Origin of the sequence: Paenalcaligenes sp. Me131 (assembly GCF_050487225.1) — a bacterium.
Taxonomy (GTDB): Bacteria; Pseudomonadota; Gammaproteobacteria; order Burkholderiales; family Burkholderiaceae_B; genus Paenalcaligenes.
Map to the genome: position 1 here is coordinate 549957 of NZ_JBKQGY010000002.1, position 12217 is coordinate 562173.

The window sequence follows — 12217 nt, forward strand, 5'->3', positions numbered from 1 at the left end:
AACAGCGCTGCTACCACCTGCCACTCACAGGCTACGGTTGCGCAATAGACATGCACCAGTAGCCTATTTATTCATGCTGTCGCATGAGTAAATAGGCGTAACGGTGTGATAAAACAATGAAGTGTCAACAAGACTACGTTGCTGACATTGAGCGACCTACGGTTATTTGGTTAGAGCTCGGAGCAAGCTTGCGCAGCAGCACGTATCTTTGCCGTATCTAACGCCGTACTTCCCTGCCAACACAGGGTTAACTGCTGAAGCTCCTTTTGAGCATTCGCTGCTGTGAGCTTGCCTAACAGTAACAGATTCCGAGTATGTATCACTGCCTTACGCTGCTCATCGGTAGCATCGGCCACACGCTGCAGCTCAAACAAATGCTGCTGCAATAACCCTAGTGCTTTCACGTTGTACCCCCATACCAAAGCATGACCGGAAGGCGTCGCTGTTTCCGCAGTCTGATACCGCGCCAACTTCAATACGCCCAAGCTCAGTTGTGCGTACCATTCGGCTTTATGCGCCTCGTTTAGCGGTTCAGCGGCTTGCTTTAACAAGGTACGGCGTACTTTAGTACGCAAGGTAGCGATCTGCGAGGCACTGTTAGCGGGGAAAATCAGCCAGAACGCCACCATGGCCAAGACTGGCCCCAGCACCACGGCAATACCGGCCTGCCACGCATGTGTCCAATCGCCCACTAACGGCCAACCAGGTTGCACCAACAGCAAGAGCACCATATTGAAGTCAAAGCCCCTGGGTCCTGCCCCCACTCGGTGTCCAAAAAACAGACCGCCCATCAAAATAAACGGCATCAAACTCAGAATTTGTGCGGCCTCGCTGCCCATATAGGGCCAGACCAACCACCGGCATACCCATGCAGCTCCTACCCCTAACGCCTGCCCTATTACCACTTGCTTCAATAATGGCAATGGCTGCGCCACAGTAGAAAACACAGACACCATAATGGCTGTGCCCACCAGCATAAAAGCCCCCATTTCTATGCCGCTCAGTAACCAGGCAGCCCCCGCTAATGCCATCATCAAAAATGATCGCAACGCTGACCGGCATGCTTCGCGTGTGTCGTAATAGGCAGAAACTTCGCGCGGCAGAAACTGGCTAGTAATACGCGATGCATCGCTACTCAGTAACGCTTGCACCAATGCGACGATTTGCCCACGCCAACGGCGTACGCGTTGACGTAAGCTCCATGAGCCAGCCACCTGCGTTTCTAGGCTTTCTTCCATTAGTGCCAGTTGGCGCAAAATCTGTCGCTTCTTTTCTTCCAACTCAGGCATGCTTTGACCTGCAGCCTGCTCGGCACGCAACACCTGTTCGGTTTCTCTTACCAACCCTTTAAAACGTTTGGGGATGTTCACCGCATTGGCCACCGGCGCAAAACACCAGCCCACCAGTAGCGCAATTAACACCCCTAGCGATACGGTGAAGATACGGTCTATACCAATGGCAAAAATCGACGAGAAATGCGTGCTTTTAAGCAAGGTCACCATGACAGCGGTATAACCCGATAGCATCGCACCATACGAGATAAAGCCGCGTATGCGATTGCCAGCCCATGTGCATAACCCTATCCACACGGCTAAACCAAAGGTCAGCCACACTAGGTTGCCGTCAGTCAGCCATAACAGCAACATACCGAACACACCGCCCACTAGCGTACCTAGTAATCGGAATACACTTTTTTCCGCCAACTGGCCGCGCCACGGTTGGGAACCCGCCCAGACAGTCATGCCTGACCACTGCGGATGCTCTAGCCCTAACAACCACGCAATCACTACCGCCGCACATGCCGCGAGTGCCGTACGCCCAGCAAAGGCCATACGCGGTTCGTCAAAACCCCATTTACTTAAGCCTCGCGTCCAACTCATACCTTCTCTGCCCCGCCTTCTTGCAAGGTGCGGATATTGGCGTCTATGTGTTCCAGCATGGCGCTGAACTTTTCTATCTGCTCGTCACTCAGGCCAGCCAGCATCTCGTTTTCGGCGACAAACAAGCGCTTTTGCAAGGGAGCTAATGCCGTTTTACCCTGTTCGGTGAGGTACAGCAGTTTGCTACGTCTATCGGTTTCATCGGCGCGGCGCTCTACCAGTGACTTGCTCACCAACACATCAATCAAGCGCACCAAGGTGGACGCATCTAGGTCTAATCTGGCCGCTAAGTCTTTCTGCGAAATGCCGCCGCCACTGCGCTCAATGTGCACCAACGGACGCCAGGTTGCATCGGTCAGCCCAGCTTGCGCCAAGCTACTGTCTACACCAGCTCGCCAACGACGGGACACGCCAACAAACATCATGCCAAACCGTTCTCTGGCGCTAGATTTCGTACTCATAAAATAGATGATATTGAAATGATTTGAATATCAAGTATATACAATCATCAGCAAACAACGCTAGCCCACATCGCCTATACAGTTCGTGTATGCTGCCTTTTCTTCTACTAATTCTTAAACGCCATGATGCAGAAATTCCTGCCCATACTGTTGCTGATTTGTTCTAACGTGTTCATGACCATCGCGTGGTATGGGCATTTGAAATTTCCCCATAGCCCCATCGTGAAGGTGGTTCTGATTAGTTGGGCGATTGCCTTGGTGGAATACTGTTTAGCCGTGCCTGCTAACCGATTAGGCCATGCGGTGTATTCCGCGGCCGAACTGAAAACCATGCAAGAGGTCATCACCTTAGTCGTGTTTGCGGTGTTCTCAGTGCTGTATTTAAAAGAAAGCCTAACGTTGAATCACGCTGTAGGTTTTGCACTGATTTGTGCGGGTGCGTTCTTTGTGTTCAAAGGGCCGCTGTAATGGGCCTCACAACAGGGGCACTACCCCTACAAATACCAACCCGCCTACGCCCAAGAGTAAAAACGGGTTGAACTTACCCGACAGCAATAAGGCAGTGCTGCCCAAGGCCACTACCCATGCCAGTTCTTTATGACTGCTGGCATCCAAAATCGTACCGGCGGCCGCAAACACCATGCCCGCCGCAATGGGCACCAAGCCTTTTTCCATCGCCCGCACCCAGCGTTTTCCCGCGTGGCGTTGCCACACTCGCACAATGGCATACATCAATAGTGCAGACGGCAAGAAGATCGCGATGGCAGCCACCCAAGCCCCCCAAAAACCACTGACTTCCCACCCAATTAAGGCGACTAATAAGGTTTTGGGCCCGGGTGCTAAACGGGACAACGCGAACAGGTCTAAAAACTGTTGATCGCTTAACCAGCCCTGCTGGGTTACCACTTGCTCATGGATGGCAGGAATAACACTTTGCCCACCGCCTATGGTCAGCAGCGACAAGGGAATAAAAACACGCAGCAAGGCCAGCAATAACAGCCACATGTTTAGTCCTCCAGCGTGTGATAGGCGTACCACACCGACAAAGGAGCCGCGATCACGATTACCACGATCAAGTTAATCTGCCATACATAAATGGCAGCAAACACCATCGCCATCAATAGCAGACCTACTACATCAGGTATCACTCGTTTGGCTGCGTGTACCCCCATCTCCAGCGATAAACCAGTGGCAGCGGCGGCAATACCTGCCATCAACACTGGCACCCAGCTAATCGCCTGCACGGTGCCATAGAGCTGAGCCAACACTAAGATCAACAATAGTGCAGGCACCACCATGCCCACGGCGCTCCAGAAAGCACCTGCCCCACCGCGTAAGCGGTAGCCCACCCAAATGGCGAGATTCACCACATTTAAACCGGGTAGGGCTTGCGATAGTGCTAGCCCACTCAAGAACTCATCACGCGTTAACCATGCACGTTTTAGTACAAAGTCACGCATCATCCAGCCACTAACGCCGCCCCCAAAACTGGTCAACGCAATGCGCGTAAAGATCCAGAACAATTGCCACAATGAAGGGCGATCGGAGGCACTGTCGTTAGGCTGTATGGGCATCAGCCGCCCTCCGGCGTTGCCAGGCTTTCTCTTGACGCCAAGCAAGCCACAACACAATCAAACCACTAAACGACAACGCTGCACCCGCCCATGCTGTGGATTGCAGGCCAAAGCCCGCGTCAATCACCACACCCCCTAACCACGCCCCCAAGGCATTAGCAAAGTTAAAGGCAGAATGGTTGAGTGATGCAGCCAGAGTTTGCGCATTCGCCGCCACATCCATCAAACGCACTTGCAGTATCGTGCCTAGTGCACCAATGGTGCCAACGGTAAAAATACCGATAAAGAGGGTCACGTTATGGCGCATCATCACAGGGAACATCAGCAATAAGCACAGCCCCCATAACAGGATGACTCCCGCACCCCGGAATAACCAACGATCAGCCGCCCAGCCGCCTATGTAATTCGCCACAATCATGCCTGCACCAAACACTGATAGTGCTAAAGGCACGACTTGGGTGGGCAAACCCGCACCCTCGGTCACGATGGGAGCGATATAGCTCATCACCGCAAACATGCCGCCACACCCTATACCGCCTATGGCCAACGTCATCCACACTCGCGGATTACGTAAGGCACTGAGCTCTTGGCGTGCCGAACTGTGTATTTCAGGTAAATCACGGGGTACAAAACGACGGATTAAATAAATGGTTAGCACGGCAATCCCACCCACCAAAGCGAACGGCCAACGCCAGCCTGCCCACTGACCTAACCAAATCGCAATGGGATTCCCCACCAGCGCCGCGACGGTTAGCCCCATCATCACCCGCCCCACGGCATAGCCGCGTCGGTAGGGCTCTACCATAGACGCAGCAATTAATGCCGCCACACCAAAGTACGCACCGTGCGGTAAGCCACTCAAAAATCTAAATAGCATTAACCAGTTAAATGTGGGAGCCAACGCACTGGCAAAGTTCGTGATGGCATACATCACCATCAAGCTGATGGCTAACCAAAGACGAGGCAATCTGGCTCCCCAGACTGACAATATGGGTGCACCTATTACCACCCCTAACGCGTAGGCGCTGATTAACCTACCGGCTTGTGGTTCGGTCATCTGGTGATACTGCGCCACCTCGGGCAAGATGCCCATGATGGCAAATTCACCCGTACCAATACCAAAGCCACCTGCGGCCAAAGCGATTAACGCCAGCCACAGCGTAACCCCCGTAACGGGTCTGTACTGTACGGTTTCTACGGGTTTTGCTGACATAAAACTTGTACTCCTGCGTTGTTGTTCACGCTGACTGCGACACCAACCAACGCATTACACCTTCTGCTGCCACTTTGCCGCTGGCAAAACTGGCGGTGAGTAAATAGCCACCTGTGGGGGCATCCCAATCCAACATTTCACCGGCACAAAATACACCGGGCAGATGACACAACATCAAGTTGTCATCCAGATTGGTAGTCGCTACACCACCGGCTGTACTAATGGCTTCGTCCATGGATTGCAGCCCTATTGCTCGCAACGGCAAACTTTTGATGGTACGCGCCAAACGCTGCGGGTTCTCAAACTCGTCTCTGGGTAGCACTTCGTACAACAAGCCCAGCTTTACGCCTTTAAGCCCCAACTGGCGTTGCAAGAAGGTAGACCACGAACGGCCTGAACGCGCAGCGCTCACCGCTTTTTCCACTGCAGACAAGTCACGATCTGGCGTTAAGTCCAAGGCAAAATCGGCATGACCTTGGTTACGTAACAAGGCACGTAAATTCGCTGATAAGGCATACACCAAGCCGCCCTCAATGCCAGTCTCAGTGATCATGATTTCACCACGTCGCCAGCTTGATTGGCCCGCTACCTGCATAGCAACCGTTTTCACCGCTTGGCCAGCAAAACGTTCTGCAAAATGCTTGCTCCACGGCACGACCACGCCGCCGTTAGATGGCTCTAAGTCTGTCATCTGCACACCCCGAGCACCTAACCACTGCATCCATGCGGCATCACTGCCCAAGCGCGACCAACTGCCACCACCTAGGGCCAGAATGACGGCTGGCGCGTGTAATGTCACCTCACCTTTAGGAGTGTCAAAACATAGTTGACCATCATCATTCCACCCTGTGCAGCGATGACGGGTATGCAATTGCAAGCCTTGGCTACGCAAGCGGTGCAACCACGCACGCAACAACGGAGCCGCTTTCATTTCCTTGGGGAATACACGCCCAGACGACCCCACAAAAGTTTCCGCCCCCAACGCGTCCGCCCACTGCCGTAAGGCTGTCGCATCTAAGCGTTCCAGCCACGGCGCTACCTGAGCGGCAGACTCACCATATCGAGAAAGAAAAAGGGGGGCGGCTTCGCTGTGTGTCAGGTTCAATCCGCCCTTACCTGCCAGTAAGAACTTGCGTCCTACCGACGGCATAGCGTCATATAACGAGACCTGTACACCTGCTTGAAGCAAGGTTTCAGCTGCCATCAGACCGGCTGGGCCTGCTCCAATGATGCTGACCGAATGCGTGACCATACTTGCACTACATAAAAAATGCCGCGACCTGCGACTACATCGCATTATATCGCGGCACGTGGTCTCGCTGTGGCGTGAGTCGTTTACTGTTGGTAAGGACGCGCAAAGTCGTTAGCGAGGAAATCTTTCAGTGCAATGGCCTCTTGGCCCACAAAACCAGACTGTGGCAACTTACCCTGACGGAATAAATCCACCGCCACACATAGGCCAGAAGTGGTGGTTTGCTGAATCGCACTTTCATAGCCAAACGAGGTTTGTGCCGAGTGCACACAACGCATTAGCTTCTGCTCCTGCAGTACACCGTGCTTACGCCCAGATACCGACACCACCACCAACACCATGTCGTCATAGGTACGTGGAATAGCCTTCATCAACAATGCTTTTAGCGCATCGGGTTGTGTACGCAGTTGCAAGTCATCGAGCAAGAACTGCATATAGTTGTGATGCCCCGGGTAACGTATGGACTTGTAATCCAAATTCTGTGCTTTGCCTTTTAGCGTACTGCACAGCGTACCCAACCCACCTGAAGTATTAAAAGCCTCATACAACACGCCATCTGCATGTAAGTTTTCCAGCCCTTCCATAGGCATTACAGACACCGACTCACCATCGCGCAATGCCTCGCAGGGGTGACGATATTCGTTAATCAGCCCATCAATGCTCCACGTCAGGTTGTACATCAGCTTATTGTCTGGATTACGCGGCAAGGCCCCCACGCGCAGCTTCAGATGATGCACCTCGTCAAACTCAGCCGCTAACGAGTGAGCTGCTACCCCCACAAAACCCGGTGCCAAGCCGCACTGTGGCATCAACACGGTACAAGCACTCTTGCCCAAGGCCATCATGTGCTGCGTCGCCTGTACGTCTTCGGTCAAATCAAAATAATGGCGGCCATGCTTCACTGCTGCTGCAGATACCTGTTTAGCCATGTGAAAAGGCAGTGCGTTAATCACCGTCTGCGCATCGGTGTCGCGTAACAGCGCATCCAACGCTTGCGCATCACCCAGATTCACAACCTGCGTTGCTATCCCTTGCTTGGCGACCTGTTGTAAGGCCTCTGCCTGCTGATCCACTACCGTTAATTGGTAGTGCCCAGAATGCGTAAGGTGATGAGCAATAGATTGGCCAATATGGCCGGCACCCAGCAACAACATTTTCATACAATGCCTCCTATGTGAATAGAAATAGTCTACGAATTTTGCTCGGCTAGCCCAAGATCACTTTTATCGTCTTTTTGACTAAATTACGTCATAATGACGAAAAATTTCGTCATTATGGCCAAAACCCTCATGAACGCTTTTCGCTATCCCGAGTTAGACAGTTTAGATAGGCAACTGATTGCTGCCTTACAAATCAATGCACGTGAGTCTGTCGCCAGTTTGGCGCGTACCTTAGGGGTAGCACGCACCACTATTTTGTCGCGTATTCAGCGTCTGGAAAAACAAGGCGTGATCCACGGCTATACCGTGCAATTAGCCGCTCCCTTCCATGAGCAAGGTTTGCAAGCCTACGCCGGTATTATCGTGAAGCCCAAGTTGGGGAATCAGGTACTGCGACAGCTCAGCCAAATCCCTGAAGTGGAATCCGCCGCTACGGTGAGTGGTGAGTTTGATTTGATGATCTGGCTACGCGCCCGTAGTACTGAAGAACTAGACCTGTTGCTAGACACCATCGGTGCATTAGAGGGGGTGGTACGTACCCACAGCGCTATTGTGCTGGCACGAAAATTCGACCGTCGTCATCAGCATAGCTAAGTATTAGTTAGGCAGCCAGCGCTCAAACAAACGGTGATCTTTACCTGCTGGCACATACCAAACTTTGCCTGCTGGGTCCCACATGGCTCCCAAGGCTTTAGCCTCATCTTTTTCGGCATAGGGCACCGCCAAGACCAAACGGCCATCTTGAGTAGGCTGTGGCTCTCTAAAGCTAGGCGCTGCTTGGCGGGTAACCGCTTGATAGGGGCGTGCCTGTTGGCGTTGCTGGTTCTGACGCAGGGCCTCGTTAGCCCGCTGATCTACCTGCGTTAAACCTAGTCTGGCCACAAACGGACTTTGACTGGCCACCTCTTGCGGCACAATCAAACTCAACTGCTGCTGTGTTCGTGTGATGGCCACATAGAATAGGTTTTCCTCTTCCTGGGTCACCGCCCCCTCAGCCGGAAACTCGCCCTGCTCCAACCATGGCAACAGCACATGCGGGTACTCTTTACCCTTAGATTGCGCCACGCATTCCAACACCACCGCCTGGTCACCGCGTCGCTCAGGGGCAGAACCCGCCGTCCCTAACCAATCGTATAGGGCCTTTAATGACCAGTTTTGCTGCTCAGCAATAGCAATCAAGCCCTGTATGGATTTCTGTATCACACGAGCTTGTTCTTCATGCACAAACAGCCGTCTGGCCACCATCTGCAAATCTACGGCATCACACACCTGTCGCAGCACCATGGCCGCGTTAGCGTCTGTGCCTTCGTTTGTGAGCAACTCTATCGCCATGCGCATGCGCTGCGCCGACATTTCAGGGGCAGTACGCTCAATCTGCCCATGAAAAAACGACTGCATCAGTTCGGGGTATTCGGCGATTTCAGCTTGTGCTTGTTCTAGCGTGTGGTCATCCATGCTCAACTCAGCAAAGAATGCCAAAGCCGCCACAATATCACCACGCCTAGTGGTGTTTGGCACCGTTTCCAACGCACCAATGGATAAGGCCAACAGCCCTTGAATGAACAGTATTTCTCGGCGCTGCAAATACGAGGTAAAACCTTGAATACGATACGGCACACCAGCTTGCAACAAGGCGTTTTCCAGCACTACCGACTGGTGTGTGTCGCGCAATAAAATGGCGCAACTATTTAGACCATGCCCCAAGCCCACCCATTTACGTACTGCCCGCAATGTCGCTTGTGCGGCAGCCTGCGGCTCATGGTGGTTGTACAGGCTTAGCTCTACGCCAGTGTGCTCAGGCAATGCCGAACTCACTACTTTATTTTTGAAATGCTCTACCGCAAAGGCCAAATGCGGGCCGTGCCGGTACGTTTGCGTCAGTGGCAGCGAACGCGTTGCTGGGTATCTATCCCTAAACCGTTCCAATAAGAAAGCCTCATCGGCACCCGCTGCACGGTGAATCACCTGATCTTTATCACCAGCCCCTACAAAGAACACATCGCCCTTATCCAAGAGTGCACACAGCACCTGAAACGCCGACTCGTTCATGTCGTGCAATTCGTCTGCCACAATCAGTCTGCAAGTCGGTAGGTAATCGTGCCAGAACGCCTCTTCTTGCAGATTCTTAGCCAGATCATAGGTAGCATCTTGCGCACTGCGGAACATCACACCGTCGTAGCGACTATTGCGCAGTGCTTCAAACTCATGCGCACACAAATAATCCGTCAACGTAGTTTGTGCGTGTATTGCTCTGTCTTCCGCATCCAAACTGGCATCATCGCTTTCCAGTAGCATGCTGGCTTTTAAACGCTGCTGACATTCCAGAAACTGACTGACTGCCACATGGTGCGTACGTATATCCAGATACTCATAGCGCTGCGCGTATCTATTGCTCACCTGCTCCAGCGCTTGCAACACATAAGGGCGCAACGCAGCAGCATCCTCAATACGAGGCACCGACACCTGTTCGGCTTTGAGCAAGATTTGCTCAGCAAACTGTTCAAAGGTTTGTACGGGGATCTGTCTGGCACGAGCTGGCGCCACGCCTATTTCCAGTAAGCGCTGGCGCAATACTTGGCGCGCTTCTTCCGTAAACACCAACGCCAACAAACTAGAGGGCGCAGCCCCCCACGCTAAGGCTTCCGCCAACCGTAACGCTAATGTTGTGGTTTTGGCAGCGCCCGCATTCGCGTGCACCAAGCACACCCGCCACCGCGCCGCCTGAATAGCACGCTGCTCGGCGGTAGGCTCAATACTGAGCGGATGAAAACGTGGGCTGCCCTCTGTGCGCATAATGCTTAATGCTGCAAACGTCGCTCTGCACGACGCGCCAACGATTGAATACGGTTCAACGACAGTTTGTGCTGTTCAATCAAACGCAAGAAACCATTGTGGAACATCTCAACGACGCGCTGGTCATCCAGATCGTTATAGACTTTATCGTCTACCACCCAGAAACCACCCAAAGTCTTATCTGGGCCCAGCTCATCGCTTACTGTGATTTGCTGTGGCACCAACAGCCCCAACTGATGCAGTCGGTTCACAAACTGTTGGGTTGCGGCCATTTCGTTTTGGTAAGCACGCAAGAAACTCATGACTTGCTGCAAGTACTCGGTCGCCTCGCCATCCTCAAAACACGCTACGCCTTCGGCATGACGCAAACCAGCGTAATCAACATCCACCTGAACAGCCAATGCTTGACCGTCATCTGACGTACCCAACATAAAGGGGTAACGGCGTACAAACGCCGGTACATAGGTTTCTGCTTCCCAACGACCCGCGTTATCCACAAACAAGTTGCTGTCAGGCTCCAAACCCGTCAATGCCATGGCATAAAACAGCTGATCAGCACCTTGCACAAACACAATAGGATAATGCCCCGCCGCTGCACCAAACTCACTAATGCTCAACGGCATCACGTGCATGGAGCGCGCAAAAGCAAAATGGTCGTCTAGGGTTTTGATCTTCAGATCGGGATGCTGATCCACATTCAGTGTCAGCAAATTGGAATATAAAGCGCTCATTCAGTTGTCTCTGGCAAACCCTGCTTAGGGCAAGGCTATCGCTAATCGTCAAACCTCTAGTGTAGCGATTTTTGGCGCATCATGACGTTATGACCGCTGTTGTAATGACTCCAAGTACACCGTCATATCAGGCTTCAGATTGCCTGCTTGTGCCACTTCTTTCATAAAGAGTCGTGTGGCAGGTGATAAGGAGGCCCCCTTACGAGTCACCAACTCATACGATTCACTACGCGAATGCAGTGTTAGCGGTAATCGCAACACCATACCAGCATCACAAAAAGGCTGGGCTGCATCCATTGCCATCACTGACACCGATGCCCTATCGTGTTGCAACATGAATAGCGTAGTAAAGGCCGATGCTGTTTCAATGGGGTACAACGGAAACTGCAAATTGTCCTCGTGAAACTCTCGCTCTAGCAGCAATCGCATGGGCATATTGGCAGGGTACACAATCCAAGGCGCCTGCGCCAAATCTTCTAGAGTTATGTGCGCTTGGCTTGCCAAGGGATTCTCAGGGTGGCAAATCACGGCCAACTCTTCGTCATTAATGGCCAAACTGTCATATAGATGCGGCATTTGGTTTACCCGCGACCTACAGATAGCCACATCTAAACGCCCATGATCCAATAATCGCAGCAATCTAGCACTGGTGTCTTCTACAACTTCTATAGCAATAGCAGGCTGCAGTTGCTGCACACGCGCCAACGCCGCCGACAAGATGGGTACCGCACCCATGATTAACCCTACCGACAAGCGCCCACCATGGCCTTGCAGTATGCCTTCCATTTCCTCGTGAAAATGTGCCAGATCGGTATTAATCAGCCGCGCATAACGCACCGCACACAAGCCCATTTCGGTAGTTTCTAGCCCTCGATGCGTGCGCTTAAACAGTTGTACACCCAGCGTGCTTTCTATTTCCCCTAGTGCTTTAGTCGCCCCAGGCTGTGTTAGCGCTACCGCTTCTGCTGCTTTCTGTACGGTGCCATGTTCATGCAGCGCTATGAGCAGCCGCAAATGGCGCATGCGCAGTCGGGAGATGATGGAAGTAAGGGATGGCAGTGCAGGCATGAATTTTCGTTATGAGCCTATCAGTGGTTGTCATTATCCCAAAGTACTACCCGTGGATATAGTTGAGGCCATCTGGCGTTAACAC

Annotated in this window: 12 protein-coding genes; 2 read left to right on the forward strand and 10 right to left on the reverse strand. The window is 52.6% G+C overall.

Annotated elements, in window-relative coordinates; all coding sequences use genetic code 11:
• Window positions 1-170 precede the first annotated feature (170 nt).
• Together ACLPHM_RS10685 and ACLPHM_RS10690 are read right to left on the reverse strand one after the other, a co-directional pair.
• Window positions 171-1880: an FUSC family protein gene (locus ACLPHM_RS10685; RefSeq protein WP_430221218.1), complete on the reverse strand. Its 1710-nt coding sequence runs from the start codon at window positions 1878-1880 to the stop codon at window positions 171-173.
• Window positions 1877-2341, reverse strand: coding sequence for a MarR family winged helix-turn-helix transcriptional regulator (locus ACLPHM_RS10690; RefSeq protein WP_430221219.1), 465 nt, complete (start codon window positions 2339-2341; stop codon window positions 1877-1879). Before ACLPHM_RS10690 ends, ACLPHM_RS10685 begins: the two co-directional genes overlap by 4 nt.
• A 123-nt stretch (window positions 2342-2464) precedes the next feature.
• Here ACLPHM_RS10690 and ACLPHM_RS10695 point away from each other — a divergent pair, with 123 nt between their 5' ends.
• Window positions 2465-2809: a DMT family protein gene (locus ACLPHM_RS10695; RefSeq protein WP_430221220.1), complete on the forward strand. Its 345-nt coding sequence runs from the start codon at window positions 2465-2467 to the stop codon at window positions 2807-2809.
• Window positions 2810-2815: 6 nt separating this feature from the next.
• Here ACLPHM_RS10695 and ACLPHM_RS10700 read toward each other — a convergent pair whose 3' ends face one another.
• The 5 genes from ACLPHM_RS10700 to ACLPHM_RS10720 all read right to left on the reverse strand — a co-directional run bounded on the left by ACLPHM_RS10700 (window position 2816) and on the right by ACLPHM_RS10720 (window position 7540).
• Complete coding sequence (locus ACLPHM_RS10700; RefSeq protein WP_430221221.1) at window positions 2816-3346, reverse strand: chromate transporter; 531 nt, start codon at window positions 3344-3346, stop codon at window positions 2816-2818.
• A 2-nt stretch (window positions 3347-3348) separates the two neighbouring features.
• Window positions 3349-3915, reverse strand: coding sequence for a chromate transporter (locus tag ACLPHM_RS10705; protein WP_430221222.1), 567 nt, complete (start codon window positions 3913-3915; stop codon window positions 3349-3351).
• The gene (locus ACLPHM_RS10710) at window positions 3899-5128 is read right to left on the reverse strand and encodes an MFS transporter (protein WP_430221223.1); all 1230 of its coding nucleotides are present in this window, start codon (window positions 5126-5128) and stop codon (window positions 3899-3901) included. The genes ACLPHM_RS10705 and ACLPHM_RS10710 overlap by 17 nt, the downstream gene beginning before the upstream one ends.
• Before the next feature lie 25 nt (window positions 5129-5153).
• Window positions 5154-6380 (reverse strand): TIGR03862 family flavoprotein, encoded by a 1227-nt coding sequence (locus ACLPHM_RS10715; protein ID WP_430221224.1) that lies wholly within the window; start codon window positions 6378-6380, stop codon window positions 5154-5156.
• Window positions 6381-6463: 83 nt separating this feature from the next.
• Window positions 6464-7540 carry a saccharopine dehydrogenase family protein gene (locus ACLPHM_RS10720; RefSeq protein ID WP_430221225.1) on the reverse strand — a complete coding sequence of 359 codons (1077 nt, stop codon included), beginning with the start codon at window positions 7538-7540 and terminating at the stop codon, window positions 6464-6466.
• A 129-nt stretch (window positions 7541-7669) separates the two neighbouring features.
• Between ACLPHM_RS10720 and ACLPHM_RS10725 the strand changes: the two genes are divergently transcribed.
• Window positions 7670-8134 (forward strand): Lrp/AsnC family transcriptional regulator, encoded by a 465-nt coding sequence (locus tag ACLPHM_RS10725; RefSeq protein WP_430221226.1) that lies wholly within the window; start codon window positions 7670-7672, stop codon window positions 8132-8134.
• A 3-nt stretch (window positions 8135-8137) separates the two neighbouring features.
• Here the strand turns inward: ACLPHM_RS10725 and ACLPHM_RS10730 are convergent, their stop codons facing one another.
• The 3 genes from ACLPHM_RS10730 to ACLPHM_RS10740 all read right to left on the reverse strand — a co-directional run bounded on the left by ACLPHM_RS10730 (window position 8138) and on the right by ACLPHM_RS10740 (window position 12132).
• Entirely contained in the window at window positions 8138-10333 is a 2196-nt protein-coding gene (locus tag ACLPHM_RS10730) for a DUF5710 domain-containing protein (protein ID WP_430221227.1), read from the reverse strand.
• 5 nt (window positions 10334-10338) lie between these two features.
• The gene (locus ACLPHM_RS10735; RefSeq protein WP_430221228.1) at window positions 10339-11064 is read right to left on the reverse strand and encodes a SapC family protein; all 726 of its coding nucleotides are present in this window, start codon (window positions 11062-11064) and stop codon (window positions 10339-10341) included.
• An 87-nt stretch (window positions 11065-11151) separates the two neighbouring features.
• The gene (locus ACLPHM_RS10740; protein WP_430221229.1) at window positions 11152-12132 is read right to left on the reverse strand and encodes a LysR family transcriptional regulator; all 981 of its coding nucleotides are present in this window, start codon (window positions 12130-12132) and stop codon (window positions 11152-11154) included.
• Between the last annotated feature and the right edge of the window lie 85 nt (window positions 12133-12217).

What these genes read in the sequence shown, in the direction of transcription:
- ACLPHM_RS10710 (WP_430221223.1), bottom strand. Translation starts at nt 5,128, where the DNA reads ATGTCAGCAAAACCCGTAGAAACCGTACAGTACAGACCCGTTACGGGG.
- ACLPHM_RS10695 (WP_430221220.1), top strand. Translation starts at nt 2,465, where the DNA reads ATGATGCAGAAATTCCTGCCCATACTGTTGCTGATTTGTTCTAACGTG.
- ACLPHM_RS10715 (WP_430221224.1), bottom strand. Translation starts at nt 6,380, where the DNA reads ATGGTCACGCATTCGGTCAGCATCATTGGAGCAGGCCCAGCCGGTCTG.
- ACLPHM_RS10725 (WP_430221226.1), top strand. Translation starts at nt 7,670, where the DNA reads ATGAACGCTTTTCGCTATCCCGAGTTAGACAGTTTAGATAGGCAACTG.
- ACLPHM_RS10735 (WP_430221228.1), bottom strand. Translation starts at nt 11,064, where the DNA reads ATGAGCGCTTTATATTCCAATTTGCTGACACTGAATGTGGATCAGCAT.
- ACLPHM_RS10740 (WP_430221229.1), bottom strand. Translation starts at nt 12,132, where the DNA reads ATGCCTGCACTGCCATCCCTTACTTCCATCATCTCCCGACTGCGCATG.
- ACLPHM_RS10720 (WP_430221225.1), bottom strand. Translation starts at nt 7,540, where the DNA reads ATGAAAATGTTGTTGCTGGGTGCCGGCCATATTGGCCAATCTATTGCT.
- ACLPHM_RS10730 (WP_430221227.1), bottom strand. Translation starts at nt 10,333, where the DNA reads ATGCGCACAGAGGGCAGCCCACGTTTTCATCCGCTCAGTATTGAGCCT.
- ACLPHM_RS10700 (WP_430221221.1), bottom strand. Translation starts at nt 3,346, where the DNA reads ATGTGGCTGTTATTGCTGGCCTTGCTGCGTGTTTTTATTCCCTTGTCG.
- ACLPHM_RS10705 (WP_430221222.1), bottom strand. Translation starts at nt 3,915, where the DNA reads ATGCCCATACAGCCTAACGACAGTGCCTCCGATCGCCCTTCATTGTGG.
- ACLPHM_RS10685 (WP_430221218.1), bottom strand. Translation starts at nt 1,880, where the DNA reads ATGAGTTGGACGCGAGGCTTAAGTAAATGGGGTTTTGACGAACCGCGT.
- ACLPHM_RS10690 (WP_430221219.1), bottom strand. Translation starts at nt 2,341, where the DNA reads ATGAGTACGAAATCTAGCGCCAGAGAACGGTTTGGCATGATGTTTGTT.